General features: G+C 68.9%; 15 protein-coding genes and 4 pseudogenes. 11 read left to right on the forward strand and 8 right to left on the reverse strand.

The genetic code is table 11. The annotated features are described in order from the left end of the window. Nucleotides 1–28: 28 nt before the first annotated feature. Complete coding sequence (locus OHS70_RS34570) at nt 29–1,219, forward strand: acyl-CoA dehydrogenase family protein (RefSeq protein WP_328404132.1); 1,191 nt, start codon at nt 29–31, stop codon at nt 1,217–1,219. A 487-nt stretch (nt 1,220–1,706) separates the two neighbouring features. Then, a complete protein-coding gene (locus OHS70_RS34575; RefSeq protein ID WP_328404134.1) occupies nt 1,707–2,156 on the forward strand; it encodes a hypothetical protein in 450 nt (149 codons plus the stop codon). 115 nt (nt 2,157–2,271) lie between these two features. Here the strand turns inward: OHS70_RS34575 and OHS70_RS34580 are convergent, their stop codons facing one another. Beyond that, nucleotides 2,272–3,705 carry an SRPBCC family protein gene (locus tag OHS70_RS34580; protein ID WP_328404136.1) on the reverse strand — a complete coding sequence of 478 codons (1,434 nt, stop codon included), beginning with the start codon at nt 3,703–3,705 and terminating at the stop codon, nt 2,272–2,274. A 151-nt stretch (nt 3,706–3,856) separates the two neighbouring features. Beyond that, nucleotides 3,857–3,958: pseudogene (locus OHS70_RS39200) on the reverse strand (NAD(P)-binding protein); the annotation flags it as partial. An 84-nt stretch (nt 3,959–4,042) separates the two neighbouring features. Between OHS70_RS39200 and OHS70_RS34585 the strand changes: the two are divergent. The 5 genes from OHS70_RS34585 (at nt 4,043) to OHS70_RS34605 (ending at nt 7,434) form a co-directional block, all read left to right on the forward strand. Next, nucleotides 4,043–4,717 carry a TetR/AcrR family transcriptional regulator gene (locus OHS70_RS34585; RefSeq protein ID WP_328404138.1) on the forward strand — a complete coding sequence of 225 codons (675 nt, stop codon included), beginning with the start codon at nt 4,043–4,045 and terminating at the stop codon, nt 4,715–4,717. A 70-nt stretch (nt 4,718–4,787) separates the two neighbouring features. After that, the gene (locus tag OHS70_RS34590; protein WP_328404140.1) at nt 4,788–5,684 is read left to right on the forward strand and encodes an alpha/beta hydrolase; all 897 of its coding nucleotides are present in this window, start codon (nt 4,788–4,790) and stop codon (nt 5,682–5,684) included. 44 nt (nt 5,685–5,728) lie between these two features. After that, a complete protein-coding gene (locus OHS70_RS34595; protein WP_328404142.1) occupies nt 5,729–6,535 on the forward strand; it encodes a hypothetical protein in 807 nt (268 codons plus the stop codon). Between the two features lie 14 nt (nt 6,536–6,549). Beyond that, nucleotides 6,550–7,155, forward strand: a complete 606-nt coding sequence (locus OHS70_RS34600) for a cytochrome c oxidase subunit 3 (RefSeq protein WP_328404144.1) — start codon at nt 6,550–6,552, stop codon at nt 7,153–7,155. After that, nucleotides 7,156–7,434 carry a cytochrome C oxidase subunit IV family protein gene (locus tag OHS70_RS34605; protein ID WP_328404146.1) on the forward strand — a complete coding sequence of 93 codons (279 nt, stop codon included), beginning with the start codon at nt 7,156–7,158 and terminating at the stop codon, nt 7,432–7,434. It begins immediately after the preceding gene. Between the two features lie 13 nt (nt 7,435–7,447). Here OHS70_RS34605 and OHS70_RS34610 read toward each other — a convergent pair. Beyond that, nucleotides 7,448–7,566 (reverse strand): annotated as a pseudogene (locus tag OHS70_RS34610) (IS5/IS1182 family transposase); the annotation flags it as partial. 195 nt (nt 7,567–7,761) lie between these two features. Here OHS70_RS34610 and OHS70_RS34615 point away from each other — a divergent pair. Next, nucleotides 7,762–8,259: an SRPBCC family protein gene (locus OHS70_RS34615; protein ID WP_328404148.1), complete on the forward strand. Its 498-nt coding sequence runs from the start codon at nt 7,762–7,764 to the stop codon at nt 8,257–8,259. Between the two features lie 89 nt (nt 8,260–8,348). After that, nucleotides 8,349–8,659 (forward strand): annotated as a pseudogene (locus tag OHS70_RS34620) (DUF4291 family protein); the annotation flags it as partial. Nucleotides 8,660–8,670: 11 nt separating this feature from the next. On the opposite strand, the pseudogene OHS70_RS34625 reads toward OHS70_RS34620, so the two are convergent. The 5 genes and pseudogenes from OHS70_RS34625 to OHS70_RS34645 all read right to left on the reverse strand — a co-directional run. Next, nucleotides 8,671–9,300, reverse strand: a pseudogene (locus tag OHS70_RS34625) (alpha-hydroxy-acid oxidizing protein); the annotation flags it as partial. Nucleotides 9,301–9,343: 43 nt separating this feature from the next. Further along, entirely contained in the window at nt 9,344–10,168 is an 825-nt protein-coding gene (locus tag OHS70_RS34630; protein WP_328404150.1) for an SDR family NAD(P)-dependent oxidoreductase, read from the reverse strand. 247 nt (nt 10,169–10,415) lie between these two features. Beyond that, complete coding sequence (locus OHS70_RS34635; protein WP_328404152.1) at nt 10,416–11,315, reverse strand: alpha/beta hydrolase; 900 nt, start codon at nt 11,313–11,315, stop codon at nt 10,416–10,418. Between the two features lie 354 nt (nt 11,316–11,669). After that, nucleotides 11,670–14,039: an arylsulfatase gene (locus OHS70_RS34640; protein WP_328404154.1), complete on the reverse strand. Its 2,370-nt coding sequence runs from the start codon at nt 14,037–14,039 to the stop codon at nt 11,670–11,672. A gap of 140 nt (nt 14,040–14,179) precedes the next feature. Beyond that, nucleotides 14,180–14,854, reverse strand: a complete 675-nt coding sequence (locus tag OHS70_RS34645; protein ID WP_328404157.1) for a TetR/AcrR family transcriptional regulator — start codon at nt 14,852–14,854, stop codon at nt 14,180–14,182. Nucleotides 14,855–14,905: 51 nt separating this feature from the next. Between OHS70_RS34645 and OHS70_RS34650 the strand changes: the two genes are divergently transcribed. After that, the gene (locus OHS70_RS34650) at nt 14,906–16,402 is read left to right on the forward strand and encodes a flavin-containing monooxygenase (RefSeq protein ID WP_328404159.1); all 1,497 of its coding nucleotides are present in this window, start codon (nt 14,906–14,908) and stop codon (nt 16,400–16,402) included. Between the two features lie 43 nt (nt 16,403–16,445). After that, a complete protein-coding gene (locus OHS70_RS34655) occupies nt 16,446–17,945 on the forward strand; it encodes a long-chain-fatty-acid--CoA ligase (protein ID WP_328404161.1) in 1,500 nt (499 codons plus the stop codon). Nucleotides 17,946–18,043 lie beyond the last annotated feature (98 nt).

The raw sequence follows: 18,043 nt of genomic DNA on the forward strand, positions 1-18,043 counted from the left end.
GACGGACCGTGAGACATCTGGAGGGGCCGTGCACCTTCAATACACCCCGGAGCAGCAGCAGTTGCGTTCCCAGCTGCGTACCTACTTCACCGAACTGGTCCCCGACCACGCCTACGCCCGCTACGCCGAGCCGAGCGCCCAGAAGCGCTTCTACCGCGAGACGATCCGCCGGCTCGGCTCTGACGGCTGGCTCGGCGTGGGCTGGCCGCAGCAGTACGGCGGCCGCGGCCTGAGCCCCATGGAGCAGTTCATCTTCTTCGACGAGGCCGCCCAGGCCGGGGTGCCGCTGCCGCTGATGGCTCTGAACACCGTCGGACCGACGATCATGCAGTTCGGCACCGAGGAGCAGAAGGCCTACTTCCTGCCCAAGATCCTCGCCGGTGAGATCGACTTCGCGATCGGCTACAGCGAGCCCGACGCCGGCACCGACCTCGCGGCTCTCAGGACCCGCGCCGTCCGCGAGGGCGATGAGACCACCGGCTGGTACACGGTCGACGGCCAGAAGATCTGGACCACCAACGGAGACACCGCCGACTGGGTGTGGCTGGCCGTCCGCACCGACCCGGACGCCCCGCCGCACAAGGGCATCACCATGCTGCTCGTGCCGACCTCCGACCCGGGCTACTCCTGCACCCTGATCAACACCCTTGCCTCGCACGACACCACCGCCAGCTACTACGAGAACATCCGCGTTCCCGCGTCCCGCCGCGTCGGCGAGGAGAACAAGGGCTGGCGGCTGATCACCAACCAGCTCAACCACGAGCGCGTCACCCTGGCCGCCCACGGCACCATGGCCATTCGCGCGCTGCGCGATGTCCAGCGCTGGGCCGCCGACACCAAGCTCGCCGACGGCCGCCGGGTCATCGATCTCGGCTGGGTACGCGGCCGCCTCGCCAGGACCCACACCAGGCTGGACGCGATGAAGCTGCTCAACTGGCAGATGGTGAACGCCGTCCAGCAGGGCACACTCACCCCGCAGGACGCCTCCGCGGTCAAGGTCTACGGCTCCGAGGCCCGTCGCGACGCCTACGCCTGGCTGATGGAGGTCGTCGGCTCGGCCGGCCCCCTCAAGGAGGGCTCGGCAGGGGCCGTACTGCACGGCGAACTCGAACGCGGATACCGCTCCGCCGTGATCTTCACCTTCGGCGGCGGCAACAACGAGATCCAGCGCGAGATCATTTCCTGGATCGGACTGGGGATGCCGCGGGTACGACGGTGACTTGATGTGACGAAGAATCATAGTTGACACAAGAGAAGGCTGGTTGACATCGGCGTCGGCCCAGGCACCAGCATGGGCACCGTCGCCGCCATACACAACACGTCACCACGTGATGGTGCTGCGCCAATCGGACCGGCATCTACCCCGGTCCGATTCGGTGCTAATGTGACGAATGTGGGGTGACTGTCGCCGCTACCTGGAGATGGCGGGGCGTTACATGGAAATCTTCAGTCCCGAAATGACCGTTGAGTATCTGGTCTACCGTTTCGCTCTGTGCGGCAGCTGGGTTCCGAACTTCGGCAGCGTGGTCTCGACGTCGACGGGGACGCCATGTACCTGATGTAGGCGTCGGGGGAGGGTCGCCGTGCGGCTGGCGATGTACGCCTTCTTGCCTGGCCTGCGAGCGCTTCGCCTGCTCGCTGACGGCCGATGATTCACCCACTCAGCGCGTCCCCGCAACGACTCGAGCAGAACCCTGGAGGCCCACATGCTGATCGCACTACTCGCCGTGCTCGGTGTCGACCTCGCCGTCGTCGTCTTTGTCGCCGTGGTCGTGTACGGCCGCAAGCGCTGGGTGAAACGGCAACCCGGCGCATTCCGCGGCGCCATCCGGGTCGAGAGCGGAGCGGTCGACGGCCTCCGGCCCAAGTGGAGCCGGGGGTATGGACGCTGGGTTCGCGACATCCTCGTCTGGACCAAGGCCCCGTTCCTGTTCCGCAACGTACTCATCCCCGCCGACGCGCTGAATCAGCAACGACCGGCCCGTGACAATGAGGTCAAACGGCTCGGCGACCGACCTACCGTCATCCGGCTGACAGCAGCTGACGCATTCGCCGAGGTCGCAGCCAGCGAAGACGACGCGGCGCTGCTCCTGGGCCCGTACCACCGAACCTCCAACCCCGACGCTCGACACCCAGGCGCGCCAAACAGCACATGACCAGGCCCGACAGGCCCTCCGAAACATCTGGGCGGTCGGCCGGGCCGGAGTCCCGCCCGCCCGCAGCCAGCGGGCGGGGCAAAGGTCGAGCAGCCATCGGAGCAGGCCGCTGCGGTCATCGTGTCGGCGCTGACGGTCCGTCCTCAGGCGAAGTCGTGTGCCCGGCATGCGTTGCGTGACCGATTTCGACGTGCGGCTTCAGACCGGAGCGCAGCACGCGGCTGAGCGCAACCGACAGTGCGATGCGCAGCAGGCGTCCGCTGCCAACCACCTTTGGCCGGAAGCGGATCGTCCAGGTGAGGTCAGTCTCGTCTCCATCGGCGCGAAGCGAGATCTCGCCCTGGTGGCAGACGAACGGCGATCCATTGATCACGCGGTACCGATATGTGGTCGGTGGCTCGAACGTCAGGACCTGTTCTGTCGCTGTTGTCCCGGGCAGCTTCAGCAGCCGTTGCGATCCGCGGCCGTCTCGTTCGGGCGTGCCGTCGACGATGCGTCGCGCCGAGCCGATGCCGAGCCAGCTGGCCATGTTGTCGTGGTCGGTGATGACGTCCCAGGTGGCCTGGACGGGTGCGGCGATGCGCACCGTCTGCTCGACGGCGTGGGTGTCGGCCTTCGGTCGCCGGTCGGCCGACTTCGCGGTGAATCCCCAGTGCTTGTCGGACTTCGCCGACATCCACAGCAGCTCGACGGAGAACTGCTGAGGATCATTGACGTAGACGACGCCGGCGCCGGGCAGGTGACGCGGCTTGGTGTTCGGCACCGCTCCGGCACGGCGTGCCCGTTGGTACAGGTCGTCGTGGTCGCGTCGCGAGCGCGCGCCGAAGGCGATGTTGAGTATGCCTTGATCAGAGATCCGGTGGTCCGCCGGGCGGTCCCGCCCGACCGGATCGAGGTACTGGACGACCTCCACCAGGACGTCGCCGGCGAGGTACACGGCACTGCGGGTCTGCGCCCCTGGCAGGCCCCACAACGCCTCGTGCTCGGGTATGCGCAGCGCGGCGGCCGAGCGGGCGAGGCCAAGTCCGTCGAAGAACGCGGCCGAGCGGGCGAGATCCGGCACCGACAGGGTGACCGACCGCAGCGCGACCGAACATGTCGCCCGGGCAACACTCCGTGCGGCACCGTCCAGCGGGTCGTCCTCCATGATCTCGACGAAAACGCCGTCGGGATTGCGCACGCAGGCTCGCCGCGCACCGGGTGGGCCCACCGGAGCGGTGAGCGGCGGTGAGGCGAGCCGCGCCAGCCGAATCAGGGTCTCGTCGAAGTCGGCGACCCAGACACCGATGCGCGAGTACCCGATGTCGCTCGGCGTCCGGTCGGGCGGCATCAGCCGCGCCAGCGGGCGCTCGAACTGGAACATCTCAAGCTGAAACCACTCGTTGCGGTCAACCAGCCACCGGCAGGTCGAGGCCACGCGCGGCAGGCCCTGCACCGCCGACGCGAGCGGACCGCGCATCAACGCTCGCGCCCCACCTGCCGGCCAGAAGCCGAGCCCTTCGCGAAACCACCGCTCGGTGCGCGCGAGGTCTATGACGGAGAAGGCCACCTGACACAGCGATGGGTGTTCGGAGGTGGGACGGTACGAGGTCGGAAGTGTGGTCGACATGCTGCTCTCCCTGCTGAGGTCGCGAAGGGCAGTGAATAGAGGTTCGACGGGATGTCGCACGCGCAGGCGGGACAGGTGTGTTGCACCAGACGCCGCCCACCTCCTGCTCACGCTCGAGGACGAGGAGGGGCTCTTTCCGGCCCTTGAGCGCGTGGGCCGCGGCGGGGCCAACGAAGCCGGCCCCGACAACCACGACGCCGAGATGCGGCGGCTCGAACCGGCTGGCACGTCTGGCACCCCTTGAAAAGCGAACGCGAGTTGCGTTAGATTTTCAGCCATGACAGCATCCGTCAAGAGCAGTCAGGGCGCCGGTTCGCCCCGACCGGGAGTGGACGAGGCCAGGTCCGATCGACCGCGGCGACGGGAGCCCGTGCAGACCCGCAGCCGCGAGACCGTCAAGCGCATCCTGGACGCGGCGGCCGGGCTCATCGACGAGGGCGGCGTCGATGCCGTGACCACCCGTGTCATCGCCGATCACGCCGGCATCACCGCAGCGTCGCTCTACCGCTTCTTCGCCGACCGTGAGCAGATCCTCGACGCGCTGGTCGAGCGCCACCTGGAACGGCTCACGGCCCACGTGGCCGCGGTTGAGGCGGACTGGGCGCCGACGTCAGTCGCGGAATTCGTCGAGCGCGAACTCGACTCCTACGCCGGCTACTACCGCGACCACCCCAATGCCGCCCGGCTGTGGCTGGACGGAAGAGTGTCGCCGACCGTGCGCGCCGAGGTACTGCGCTACCACCGCAGCACCGCCGAGCGCTTGCACGGCTTGGCCGTCGCAGCCGGACTGGTCACGCCGCAGACCGACCTGCTCGTATTCGTGGTGGCGGTCGAACTCGCGGACCGGACTCTCGAACTCGCGTTCCGAGAGCGCAGCGACCCTGACTCCGACGTGATCGCCTACGGCCGAGTCGCGCTGATCGCCTACCTCGACGCCACGCTGCCGCAATAGCCCCACATTCCCGCGCACGGCCCGGCGTCGCACGCATCGACGTCTGCCCACATCGAGCAGGAAGCCAACCATGCACGAGATCACTTTCGCCAGCGGCAGCGATCGCTGCTCCGCCTGGCACCTCCCCGCCAAAAGCGACGCCTTCGAGGGGCCGGGCGGACGTCCGTGTGTCGTTATCGCGCCGGGCTTCGCGGCAACCCGTGACAACAGCTTGCTCGGCTATGCCGAGGAGTTCGCAGCGGCCGGCATCGACGTCCTGCTCTTCGACTACCGCGGGTTCGGCGAGTCCGGTGGGCGCCCCCGTCAGCTCGTGTCGGTGCGGCGCCAGCGGGAGGACTTGCACGCTGCGATCGCAGCGGCTCGCCGGCTGCCAGGCGTCGATGCCGAGCGGATCGTGCCATCGGGATTCTCATACTCGGGCGGGCACGTGGTAGCGGTGGCCGCCCAGGACCGACGCGTCGCGGCGACGATCTCGGTGACACCCGCGATGGACGGCATCCCGGTGCTGCTGCAGCTCGCCCGCACCGCCGGCTTGCGTCATATCGCTCGTTCGTCGGCACACGGACTGCGCGACGGGCTACGGGCACTGACCGGCCGCCCGCCGTACTTCGTGGCAGTGGTGGGCGAACCGGGCTCGCGTGCGATCTTCGCGAGGGAGGGCGGCGAGCACCTGTACAGCGCGATCGCGGGGCCGAGCTGGCGCAACGAGGTATGCGCGCGTGTGGCGCTCCAAGCGGGGTTCAACCGGCCGATCAGGTTCGCGTCGCGCCTTGCCTGCCCGCTGCTCGTCCAGGTCGCCACGTGCGACACCATCGCCCCGGCCGCCACGGCCCGCCGTGCGGCCGCGAAGGCGGGTGCACACGCCGAGCTGCGGGAGTACCCGCTCGACCATATGGATGTCTACCTCGGCACCGCGCAAGAGCAGATAGTCGCCGATCAGCTCGATTTCCTGCGCCGCGTTCTCTGACGGGTCCGCGTCCGCCCCAGCGCACAGACGCCATCAGGCAGCCGATGGACACCGAACTGCGCCACGTCGCGCCCCATTTCAACCAACGTCCCGGTAACGGAAGCGGAGTGAGTACCTTGTCGAAGCGAGCGCAGCGAATCCTGATCTGGTGGGCCGTGACCCTCCTGCTCATCTACGCCCTGAACCTCGGGCTCCTGTTCAACATGATCCCGCCGCCGCGGGCCACGCTGTCGATTGAGCAGATCTCGGACTGGTACGCACACCGGCACACCCGTATCCGCCTGGGCGCTGTGATCGCCTCCTGGACCAGCGCGTTCCTGCTGCCGCTGTCGGTGGTGATCGCGGTGCAGCTCGGCCGGCTCGAGGGCGGTCGCCGGGTATGGTCGATAGCGGCGGGCGCCAGCGGCGTCATGTCCTCGATCTTCATGGTGCTGCCGCCCATCTTCTGGGGAGTCGCCGCGTACACGCCGTCGCGCGATCCACAGGCCACCGCCCTGATGCACGAACTGGGCATGCTGACCCTGGCGACGACGGTCCAGTACTTCATCTTCATGTTCGTTGCGGTCGTCGTGTTCTGCCTCCGCACACCGACGATGCCACACTCCCCATTCCCTCGCTGGTTCGGCTATTTCACCGCTTGGGTAGCCGTGATGTTCGAGGCCGGCCCGATCGCCTTCCTGACCAGAACCGGGCCATTCGCGTGGGACGGCCTGTTGGTCTTCTGGGCACCGCTCGCTCTCATCGTCACGTGGTTTTCAGTCATGGTCTTCCTGCTGTTCAACGCGATCAAGCATCAGGAAGACGACGACGAGGCGACCACGACCCCGCCGATCCTCGCCGCAACGGCCTGACCGTGCGGGCACAGATGGCGACCACGACAGACGTTCCCGCCGAGCCGCCACCGCGGGCCTCGTCCGCACGGCGCATTCCCGGCGAGACCGGTCTCTGGATCATGCTGCTCGGCGACATGACAGTCTTCGCGGTCTTGTTCCTCGTGTACCTGCAGCAGCGCGGCCGGCAGCCTGCTCTGTTCGCAGCCTCGCAGAGCACCCTCAATGGCAATCTCGCCACGGTCAACACCCTTGTGCTGCTGTCCAGCTCCGTCCTCGTCGTCCTTGCTACGCGTGTCGTGCGCACCCCACAGCGTCACTACGCACCCCGGCTCCTCGCCGGTGCGATCGGGCTCGGACTGGCCTTTGTCGGAATCAAGGCGATCGAGTATCACCACCTGTTCGCTGCCGGCATCACGTCGCACATGAACTCCTTCTTCGTGTACTACTTCACGCTGACCGGCCTGCATCTCGCGCACTTGTGCGCGGGGCTGATCGTGCTCGCGGTGCTGCTGACACTGTCGAGAAAGCGCGAGCTCACCACCGGTCAATACAAGATTTTCGAAGGCGGCGCATGCTTTTGGCACATGCTCGACCTGCTCTGGCTCATCATCTTCCCGCTCGTATTCCTGGTGAGGTGAGTGACAATCGTGCTGCTGCGGACGAAAGCCACCGCCGTCTGGGCAATCCTGGTCGCGCTCACGACGCTGTCCTGGATGCTGGGTACGACGCACGGATTTGGTGCTGGCGGCCATCGACGCGCGAGCGTCGTCATTCTCGTCGTCGCGCTTTTCAAGGCCAGGCTCGTCGGTCTCCATTTCATGGACCTACGACGCGCTCCGACTGTACTTCGCGCCCTGTTTGAGGCTTGGTGCGCCGCAGTTTGCGCAGCGACCATCAGCCTGTTCCTCTTCGCATGACCAAGACGGTGTCCTATGTGGTGAGGCGGACGAGTCGCTTGTAGCAGCACAGGGCTGCCGCAAGGCCAAGAAGGGCCAGGTAGTTGCGGGGTGCCGTTCGTAGCGGGGGCTGAGGCGGCGGTATCCGGTCAGCAAGGCACGGAGGGTGGCAACGCCTGCTCGGGCCGTCCCCGCAGGTCATGTGACTGGTGAGTAGCTAGGGCTGCACTGCGGGCGACATGGCCAGCGGCAGTCTGGGCGACGCGATGATCACGGGTGACCTCACCTGGATCACCCCTTGAGCACAACCAAATACGCCCCTACTGCTGGAGCAATACGATAGGGGCGTTGGTCAATCTCGATGCCTTCGGCTGGAGGAGGTTCGTGATGACGCGCGATGGCGGACTGAAGTTGCATATGCAGCGTGTCCTCGGCGCACCGCGCTCGGTCGTGTTCCGAGCCTTGACCGAGCCGCAGGAGCTGGCCATGTGGTGGGGCCCTGACGGGTTCACCATCCCGAGTGTGGAAAGCGACCTTCGGGCGGGAGGTGGTTATCGGATTGTGATGCAGCCTCCGGAAGGTGATCCGTTCTACTTGGTGGGCGAATTTCTCGAGGTGGCCCCTCCGGAGCTCCTGTCCTACACCTTTCAGTGGGAGGACCCCGATCCCGAGGACCGCGAGACCGTGGTGGCGCTGTCGCTTCGGGACCTGGGCGGTACATCGTCCGAGCTGGACCTCACCCATGGCGAATTCGCCACGGAGCGGCGCCAAGCTCTTCACGAGGAAGGCTGGACTCAGAGCCTCAACAAGCTGGAGGACTTGATGTCGTCGGCTGCGTCGGCCTGAGATCGTTGCTGAGGGGAGGGCTGGGCTGGTGGCGGTACCTGTCTTCACACCGCCCCTGACCAGCGCATTGCGATGCCGTTACGCCGACTGTGGATGGCAGAGTCAAAAGGGACTGTGAACACTGCTCGACATGTATCAGGCCATCGTTCCTCTGGATGACGTGCCGCTGCGGGTGGGGGACCAAGGGAAGGCCAAGAAGCCGTCCTCGCCTTCGAGATCGCCCCCGAAGGCTTCGAGTGGGCGCTGGCGTATGCCTGACTGGCCCACTACGAGCACGGGCTGCACGCCGACCGCGCCACCGGGAAGCGCCAGCTGAAGCGGGCCCCGGCCCGCGTGCAAGGGGATCCCGAGCGTGACCTGTATCTGAAGCCCGCTGCCCTACCGCTCGCTTCAGGATGGCCACCGACGTTCCCCGCCGCGGACACCGGAGTCGAAGATGACCGGGGTGCTGCCTGCGGCCTCCGCCACTGCGGGGAGCAGCTCGATCGCGGGGATGCCGCCGTTCGCCTGGCGGCCGCCGTGGTTGGAGACGTAGATGCCGTCGACGCCGCCGTCGATCGCGCGCCGTGCGTCGTCGGGGTGGCAGATGCCCTTGAGCAGCGGCGGCAGCTTGGTCATCGACCGCAGCCATGCCAGGTCGTCCCAGTTGAGCGTCGGGTCGGCGAACTCCGAGGCCCATACGAGTGCCGCGCCCGGCATGTCCTCCTCCGGGGGCTTGGCGAGCTTGGCCCGGAACACCGGATCGGAGAAGTAGTTGGCCAGGCAGTGGCCTTGCAGCTGCGGGAAGTTGCCGAGCGTCAGGTCGCGTGGGCGCCGGCCCAGCTGCCAGGTGTCGAGGGTGACGACGATGCCCTTGAAGCCGGCCGCCTCGGCGCGCGAGACGAAGGATTCTGCGAGCTCGCGGTCCTTGGGGGTGTAGAGCTGGAAGAACCCGGGAGTGTCACCGAGTTGTGCGGCGACGGCCTCTAGCGGGTCGACCGAGAGTGTCGAGGCGGCCATCGGCGCGCCCGATTTCGCCGCAGCGCGCGCGGTCGCGAGATCTCGAGCTGAAGATCGTCGAAATTCGGCGTCGCATTCGTCATGATCAGTCGAACAGGCTGGTCGTGCGGGTCGCGACCCAGCGGCCAGCAGCAGGCGAGAGGCGGTTGATCACGTACAGGGCGCGGGCGTCGGGCCCGATCGGCGCGATCGCGCGGTTGCGTCCCGCCGCACGCAGGATGGCCACCGCTGCGCGCTCGGGCGAATAGCCGCGACGTTCGTACATGCTCTGAACCCGGGCGGCATGCGCGTCGGCGTCGGCCCCGCGGACGATGCTGGTACGCGTGATCGCGGTGTTGATGAGACCAGGGCAGATGGCGGTTACTCCGATCTTGTGCGGGCGCAGCTCGAGGCGCAGGTTCAGGGTGAGGCCCAACGCCGCGAACTTCGTGGCGGAGTACGCGGACATGACCGGGGTTGCGCTGTACCCGGCGGCCGACGCCACGTTGACGACCTGCCCGCCGGTGCCGCGCTCGATCATGCGCGGGATGAAGCGCTCGCAGCCGTGCACGACTCCCTTGATGTTGACCGCCATCTGCCGGTCCCAGTCCTCGGGCGTGGTTTCCATGAACCCGGCCAGGACGCCGATACCCGCGTTGTTGATGAGCAGGTCGACCGCGTCGTACTGGGCGTGCACGGCGTCGGCGAAGGCGTCCATCGCCGCGGGGTCGGTGACATCGACGGTCTGCGCGAACACCTTGCTGCCGAGGGCCCGGGCAGCCACCGCGGTCTCGTTCAGGCCGGCTTCGTTGCGGTCGCAGAGGACGAGTGTGGCGCCGCGCCGTGCGCTGAGCAGCGCCGTGGTGCGGCCGATGCCGCTGCCGGCGCCGGTGATGAGGACGACACGGTTGTCCAGGTCTTTGACGTTCATGGATGACTCCGGTTTCCGGTGAGGAACGCGGTCCGGTGGGACGCGCCGGGTGACAGGCCGGGTGGGGATGCCAGGCTGCTCGGCTGCAACTCGTCTGTTCGTCCGTGTCCGCGTCGGCCGTGCACGAGGGCGCTGCTTGCGTATGGAGACTCGGCGGTCTCCTCCTGCCGTATGTCGACGGCGGCCGGGTTCAGTGGTGGCGTGGTACGGCTTGGAGCCGCGGACTCGCTGGTCTCTTCGGCGCCCCTCAGAGGGCGGCGCGGCGCAGGAAGTCGAGCTGGTCGGCCAGGGCCTTCTCCTGGCCGGGGCCGACATAGACGTCCAGGTGGTCCCAGGGATATTCCCGCAGCTCGGCCCGGGCGCCCGCCTTGGCGGCAGCGCGGCGGCCGGTGTGGGGCGGGGCGATGGTGTCGCTGATCCCGACCTGAACGAGCCACGGACAGGTGACCCGTGAGGCGGAGCTGATCGGCCGGTTGAACCCCGCCTCGAGCGCCGCGCGCGCACAGATCTCGTTGCGCCACGTCGGGCCTGCGAGGGCGCGGTACGCCTCCAGTCCGCCCTCGCGGGGGATGATCGCGTTCGAGCCCGGCTCGCCGATCATCGGAACGAGGTGCGGTCTGCGGCCGGTGAGCGCCCTGGACGCGTCGCGCAGTCCGTGTACGGTCGCGCGGACCAGGTAGCCCAGGCCGCCGTTGCGGGCGAGCTGCGCCAGCACCGCGATGCCGTCCACCGCCGGCGTCAGGGAGATCGTCGCCGCGACGCGCTTGTCCTGGGCGGTGACCGCGAGCACGTGGCCGCCGGCGTAGGAAACACCCCAGAGCACGATGCGCTCGGGGTCGACGCCCGGCAGCCGGCGGGCGGCTGCGAGCGCGGCGTGGTAGTCCTGGCGCTGGCGCCGGACGGACACCAGCTGGCGGGGCGATCCGCCGGAGGTGCCGAACCCGCGGTAGTCGAAGAGCAGGGCGTCGATTCCGGCGGCGGCGAAGCCCTTGGCATAGCCCAGCAGGCCGTCGCCACGGGTGCCGCCGAAGCCCGGCGCCATGACGACGCACGGCCGTCCGCCCGCGGCTGCGAACGCGTCGCTGGTCGCCGGGAGATGCCAGGCGGAGCACTGGTCGTTGCCGCTGGTGAAGGTGATCTCGTTCATGGTGGGGGCTCCTGGTCGGTTTGCGGTGGGGGCGGGGGAGTTCGGGGGCCGCGGTCGTGGCGCACGCTGTGTCTGCCGTTCCGCTTTGGCGGTGGGGGATCAACGTGTGGCGGAGGTGCGCCGCGTGCCATCGCCGAACACACACGCTTGGGCTTCTGGGGTGTGCCGTGGCACACCCAGGTTGCGGGCCCGACCGTCTCGTCTGCGCGGAGTGGACGGGCCTGGCGCTGGGATGGGCGGCGGTGCGGACCTTATCGGTCGAGCGCCTGAGCCGATGTCAGGTCGGGTCCTGGAGTGCGGAGGCGGGCTGCTCGCCGGACGGGCAGCCCGCCTCCTTCGTCAATGACCGGTTGGTTACTGCCGGGACATGGCGATCCGCCAGCGCTCCTCGATCGGGATCAGGTGCTCCTGGTTGGCCGCGGCGGCGTCCACATCGATCTGCACCCACCGGATCTGGCCGGTGAAGTCGTTGCCGCGCGCCGGCTGGTCGGGCGTGACGGGCGAGCCTGACTGGTGCCCCACGTCGGTCGTCTCGTCGCCGGAGAACACGATGGCCTGGGTCACCGGCAGCTGCCCGCGGCCCACCTCGGTACCGTCGAGGTAGAGCGTGACGGTGCCGCCCTTGGCCAGGCCGGGGCCGTCGTAGTCGAACTCCATCCGCACCTGGTGCTCGCCGGCCGGGAGCTTGTCGTCCGAGCAGACGTAGAAGTGCCGCAGGCCCACCAGGTTGTAGCAGTAGCGCAGTCGGCCGTCGAGGGCATAGAGGCTCCAGCCGCCCGACATGCCGCCCTGGGAGAGGATGACGCCCTCGGCGCCGTGCTCCGGGACCACTACCTGCGCGGTGACGGCGTGGCTCTTGTTCTTGATGTTGATGACCGAGCTCTCGTTGAGGTGCCCCATGCCCGGGAAGAGCACCTGGGTGTTCCCGCGGATGAGCTGCGGACGGCCGGCCAGGTCGGGGTTGAAACGCTCGGCCGCCCGGTCGTCCAGCGGCAGCACTCCGTGCTTGGTCGCCTCGATCAGCCACAGCCGCTGCAGCTTGTGGAGCGTCTCGGGCTGCTCGGCTGCCAGATTGCGGGTCTGGGTCCAGTCGTCGGGGCCGTACAGCTCCCACACGTCGTCGTCGAAGGCCACCAGCTTCGCTCCCACCAGCTCCCAGGGTGAGCGGTGTTTGGTGACCGCGGTCCAGCCACGGTGGTAGATACCCCGGTTGCCGCCGATCTCGAAGTACTGCGTCTGGTGCCGCTCGGGCGCGGAGGCGTCGCCGAAGGAATAGCCCATGCTCACGCCTTCGATGGGGGCCTGGGTGACCCCGTGCACCGTGGTGGGCTCGGGCAGCCCGGCGGCCTCCAGGACTGTCGGCGCGACGTCGATGACGTGGGAGAACTGCTCGCGGACCTCGCCCCGAGCGGTGATGCCGGCGGGCCAGTGCACGACGGTGCCGTTGCGGGTGCCGCCCCAGTGCGAGGCCGCCTGCTTGGTCCACTGGTACGGCGTGCACATCGCGTGCGCCCAGCCCACCGCGTAGTGGTTGTACGCAGTCGGCGAGCCGAACTCGTCCATCTTGGCCCGCAGGAAGTCCGTCGACTCCAGCGCACTGAGGCCGTTGAAGTTGATCGCCTCGTTGAAGCTGCCGTGATGGGTGCCCTCGGCCGAGGCGCCGTTGTCGCCGATGATGTAGTAGATCAGCGTGTTGTCGAGCAGTTCCAGGTCGTCCAGGGTCTGCACCATACGCCCGATCTGGGCGTCCGTGTGGGCCAGGAAGCCGGCGTAGACCTCCATCTGACGGGTCAGCACCGGCTTGAGTTCGTCGGGCATCTCGTCCCAGTGCGGGATCTCCGGGTTGAACGCGGTCAGCTCGGCGTCGGCCGGTATCACACCGAGCTGCTTCTGCCGCTCGAAGATCTCCTCGCGCAGCGCGTCCCAGCCGGCGTCGAAGCGGCCCGCGTACCGGTCGCACCACTCCTTGGGGGCGTGGTGCGGGGCGTGGGTCGCGCCGGGCGCGAAGTAGAGGAAGAACGGGCGGTCTGGCTGGAGCGCGTGCTGGCGGCGGATCCAGTCCACGCTGCGGTCGGCGAGGTCCTCGGTCAGGTGGTAGCCCTCTTCCGGGGTGCGAGCGGGGTCCACCGGGGTGGTGCCCTCGTACAGCGCGGGGTAGTACTGGTTGGTCTCCCCGCCGACGAAGCCGTAGAAGTAGTCGAAGCCGCTGCCCGTCGGCCAGCGGTCGAACGGACCGGCCGGACTGGTCTCCCACACCGGCACCTCGTGGCACTTGCCGAACTGCGCGGTGGCGTAGCCGTTGAGCCGCAGCGTCTCGGGCAGCGGCGCCTTGGAGTTGGGGCGGATCGTGTTGTATCCGGGGGCGGAGGTGGCCAGTTCGGTGATGGCGCCCATGCCGACCGAGTGGTGGTTGCGGCCGGTCAGCAGCGCCTGCCGGGTCGGCGAGCACAACGCGGTGGTGTGGAACCGGGAGTAGCGCAGCCCGCCGTCGGCCAGCCGCTGCGCCACCGGGGTGTCGATCGGGCCGCCGAACACGCTGGAGGCGCCGAAGCCGACGTCGTCGAGCAGGATCACCAGGACGTTCGGCGCGCCCGCCGGCGGCCGCAGCGGCGTGATCGCCTCGAACGACGTCTCCGGGTCCCGGGCGTCGTACGTGGTCAGCCCGGGCCGGGGCCGGTCGGGCATGGGCAGGGCGGTGCGGGGGAGATCGTCATGCAAGGGCATGGGGCCCCTCCTGTCTGGGATCGGTGACAGCCTGGCGCCGCAGGCCACGCGTGTCCGGTGACCGGCGCCGCCGGAGTCTGGTGGGTGCCGATGGTGCGGTGCCCCCCCGCCCGGCATCGCGGCATCGGGCGGGGGTGGGCCTACGGCCGCAGCGCGGCCTCCAGGTAGGCGGCGAGTGCGATCCGGCCGTGGCGGATCACGTCGGGGTCGGGGTCGCGGCGCTCCCGGAAGGCCAGGTCCAGGATCCGGTCGCCCAGCTCGACCGCCATTACGAAGACGAGCGGATCGGTCTGCGGGTCGGCCAGGCCGGCCGCGACGGCCAGGTCGTGCAGGCGCTCGGCAGTGAGGCGCTGGCTGCGCAGCACCTCGGCCCGCACCGTGGGCGAGACCCGCCCGTCCAGCCACAGCCGGGCGGCGTTGGGGTGGGCCTGGAAGTAGGCGACGAAGGAGTCGAGTTCGCGCCCGACGAGCTCCGCCAGCGACGCGGGAGACCAGCCCGCCTCGTCCTCGGAGAGGGAGGCTCTGAGCCGTTCCAGGTGCTGTTCCATCAGCGCGTCGAGGATCTGCTCACGGTCGGCGAAGAAGCGGTAGAGCGAGGGCGCGGTGATGCCGGCGCGCTCGGCGATGGCACGGGTGGTGACGGCCTCGACGCCGCCGTCCTCGAGGAGGACGGCTGCGGCGTCGAGGATCCGTTCGACGGTCTCGCGGCTACGGGCCTGGACCGGCTGTCGACGGCGGCTGCGAACGGGCTGGTCCGGGTCCCGCCCGGCACGGGGCGATTCCTCGGGTTCTGGACTCTTGACGACTCCTGACATGGGTGGGAGCGTAACGCGACTCACGTTAGCTTTTCTAGAGGAGCTCCACACATGAACGCTGAGTTCGAGCCACAACACCTCCGCGTCGTTGTTGTCGGGGCCGGGTTCGGGGGGCTGGCCGCGGCCCACGCGCTCAAAGGCCAGGGCGAGGAGTTCGCCGTGCTGGAACGCGAGCAGGAGGTGGGCGGCGTCTGGCGGGACAACAGCTACCCGGGCTGCGCCTGCGACATCCCGTCGCATCTGTACTCGCTGTCCTTCGCGCCCAACCCCCACTGGACCCGCGCCTTCTCCCAGCAGTCCGAGATCCGCGACTACCTGCGCCGGGTCGCCCGCGAACACGGGCTGCTGCCCTACATCCGCTTCGGCTGCAGCCTGCTCGAGGCGGCCTGGGACGACACCGCGCAGCGCTGGCGGATCGAGACCAGCGCCGGATCGCTCACCGCCGACGTGCTCATCGACGGCAGTGGCCCCATCGCCGAACCCTCGACCCCGCAACTGCCGGGCCTGGACGGCTTCGCCGGTGAGGTGTTCCACTCGGCCCGCTGGAACCACGACCTCGATCTGACCGGCCGCAAGGTGGCGGTCATCGGCACCGGTGCGTCGGCGATCCAGTTCGTGCCCGCGACCCAGCCGATCGTCGAGCGGATGACCGTGGTTCAGCGGACGGCGCCGTGGGTCACCCCGCGAATGGACCGTGCGACGACCCGCCTCGAGCGGCGGCTGTACGCAACCGCGCCGTGGCTGCAGCGGCTGATACGACGACGGCAGTACTGGATGCGTGAGCTGGTGACGTGGAAGATCATGGTGTCGCCGCGGGTGCGGCGGATCGCGACCAAGGCCGCGCTGTGGCACATGCGCCGGCAGGTGACCGACCCGGCGTTGCGCGAGCGGCTGACCCCGAACTGGGAGCTGGGCTGCAAGCGCATCCTGATCTCCAACGACTGGTATCCGGCCCTGTCGGCGCCCAATGTCGAGGTGGTCAGCGCCGGCGTCCGCGAGGTGCGGGCGCACTCGGTGGTCACCACCGACGGCCGCGAGCACCCCGCCGACGTGATCATCTTCGGCACCGGGTTCCATGTCACCGACCCGCCGCTCGCGGAGCACCTGCGCGGACGCGACGGGCGGACTCTGGCCGAGTGCTGGAACGGCAGCCCGCACACCTACCTCGGCGTCACCGTGACCAACTTCCCCAACCTGTTCCGCCTCGGCGGCCCGGGCAGCGCGACCGGCCACAACTCCCATGTGTTCCAGGAGGAGTGCCAGGTGGCGTACGCGATGGACGCGCTGCGCCTGATGCGCTCCCGCGGCATCACCAGCGTCGAGGTCCGCGCCGAGGAGCAGCGCGCCTACATCGAGCAGCACCTGGCGCGGCTGGCGAGCACGGTCTGGTCGGTCGGTGGCTGCAACAGCTTCTACCAGGACGCCGACGGGCTGGCCTCGGGGAACTGGCCTGACGCGACCTGGAAGTACCGCCGCGCGACCCGTCGCTTCGATCCCGCCCCGTACGAGCTGCGCACCGCCGCCGCCGTCGCGCCCACGGCGAACTGAGCCCCCACATCTCATCCACCACATCACGCAGAGAGACCTGGTCATGACCAACCTTGCAGACAGCTTGGTCGCCTCGGCGACACGCGACGGCTACGCCCCCGCTATCCGCCTCGGCGACACAGTGCTGACTTATGCGGAGCTCGACGAAGCCAGTGCCCGCGTGGCGGGGCTGCTGAGCGACCGGGGCGTGCAGCCCGGCGACCGGGTCGGCTGCATGCTGCCCAACGTGCCGCAGTTCGCCGCGGTGTACTACGGCATCCTGCGCGCCGGCGCCGTGGTGGTGCCGATGAACGTGCTGTTCAAGGCGCGTGAGGTGGAATTCTACCTGGGTGACTCTCAGGCGAAGCTGGTGCTGGCCTGGCACGGGTTCGCCGAGGAGGCCGTGGCCGGCGCAGCGGCTGCGGACACCGAGTGCCTGCTGGTGACACCGGGAGAGTTCGAGACGCTGCTCGCGGCCACCGCCCCGCAGACCGCGATCGTCGAGCGCGACCCGGCGGACACCGCCGTCATCCTCTACACCTCGGGCACCACCGGCACGCCCAAGGGCGCCGAGCTGACCCACGCCAACCTGACCAGCAACACCCACGTCTCCATCGACCTGTTCTCGCTCACCGCCGGTGACGTGGTGCTCGGCGCGCTGCCGCTGTTCCACGTCTTCGGCCAGACCTGCGGTCTCAACGCCTCGATCGCCGCCGGTGCCTGCCTGGCGCTGGTGCCGCGCTTCGACGCGCACGCGGTGCTGGAGACCATCCAGAGCCAGCGGGTCAGCATCTTCCAGGGCGTGCCCACGATGTACGTCGGGCTGCTGAGCCACCCGGAGCGGGCGAAGTTCGATATGGACAGCCTGCGGCTGTGCGTGTCGGGCGGCTCCGCGATGCCGGTGGAGGTGCTGCGCGCCTTCGAGGCCGAGTTCGGCTGCATCATCGTGGAGGGCTACGGGCTGTCCGAGACCTCGCCGGTGGCCTCGTTCAACCACCCCGGCCGGGTGCGCAAGCCCGGGTCGATCGGCCAGTCGGTCGACGGGGTGGAGATGACGCTGCTGGACGTCTCGGACGGTGTTGGCGAGATCGCCATCCGCGGCCACAACATCATGAAGGGCTACTGGGGACGGCCGGAGGCCACCGCCGAAGCGATCGACGCCGACGGCTGGTTCCGCTCCGGTGATCTGGCACGGGTGGACGAGGACGGCTACTACTTCATCGTCGACCGCAAGAAGGATCTGATCATCCGCGGCGGCTACAACGTCTACCCGCGCGAGATCGAGGAGCTGCTGTACACCCACCCGGCGGTGCGCGAGGCAGCCGTCGTTGGCATCCCGCACCACGCGCTCGGCGAGGAGGTCTGCGCCGCCGTCGCGCTCAAGGACGGCGCCACCGCCACCCCCGAGGAACTGCGCGAGCACATCAAGGCGCAGGCGGCGGCGTACAAGTACCCGCGGCACGTGTGGATCGTCGCGGAGCTGCCGAAGACCTCCACCGGCAAGATCCTCAGGCGCAGCGTCGAGGTGCCGGCGAGCGTGACGGACGCGCACACCGCGGGCTGAGCCCCCCTGGAGCCCGCCTTCTGCCGTCGGCAGCAACGGCAGAAGGCGGGCCAGGTCTTCCCGTTATCACCGACCCGTAGCCCGGTACCGGCTCCTGC

It is taken from the genome of Streptomyces sp. NBC_00390 (assembly GCF_036057275.1).
Lineage (GTDB): Bacteria > Actinomycetota > Actinomycetes > Streptomycetales > Streptomycetaceae > Streptomyces.

Coding starts and splice junctions, on each gene's coding strand:
- OHS70_RS34590 (WP_328404140.1), top strand. CDS start 4,788: ATGCACGAGATCACTTTCGCCAGCGGCAGCGATCGCTGCTCCGCCTGG.
- OHS70_RS34645 (WP_328404157.1), bottom strand. CDS start 14,854: ATGTCAGGAGTCGTCAAGAGTCCAGAACCCGAGGAATCGCCCCGTGCC.
- OHS70_RS34585 (WP_328404138.1), top strand. CDS start 4,043: ATGACAGCATCCGTCAAGAGCAGTCAGGGCGCCGGTTCGCCCCGACCG.
- OHS70_RS34635 (WP_328404152.1), bottom strand. CDS start 11,315: ATGAACGAGATCACCTTCACCAGCGGCAACGACCAGTGCTCCGCCTGG.
- OHS70_RS34575 (WP_328404134.1), top strand. CDS start 1,707: ATGCTGATCGCACTACTCGCCGTGCTCGGTGTCGACCTCGCCGTCGTC.
- OHS70_RS34640 (WP_328404154.1), bottom strand. CDS start 14,039: ATGCCCTTGCATGACGATCTCCCCCGCACCGCCCTGCCCATGCCCGAC.
- OHS70_RS34655 (WP_328404161.1), top strand. CDS start 16,446: ATGACCAACCTTGCAGACAGCTTGGTCGCCTCGGCGACACGCGACGGC.
- OHS70_RS34595 (WP_328404142.1), top strand. CDS start 5,729: ATGGACACCGAACTGCGCCACGTCGCGCCCCATTTCAACCAACGTCCC.
- OHS70_RS34650 (WP_328404159.1), top strand. CDS start 14,906: ATGAACGCTGAGTTCGAGCCACAACACCTCCGCGTCGTTGTTGTCGGG.
- OHS70_RS34630 (WP_328404150.1), bottom strand. CDS start 10,168: ATGAACGTCAAAGACCTGGACAACCGTGTCGTCCTCATCACCGGCGCC.
- OHS70_RS34600 (WP_328404144.1), top strand. CDS start 6,550: ATGGCGACCACGACAGACGTTCCCGCCGAGCCGCCACCGCGGGCCTCG.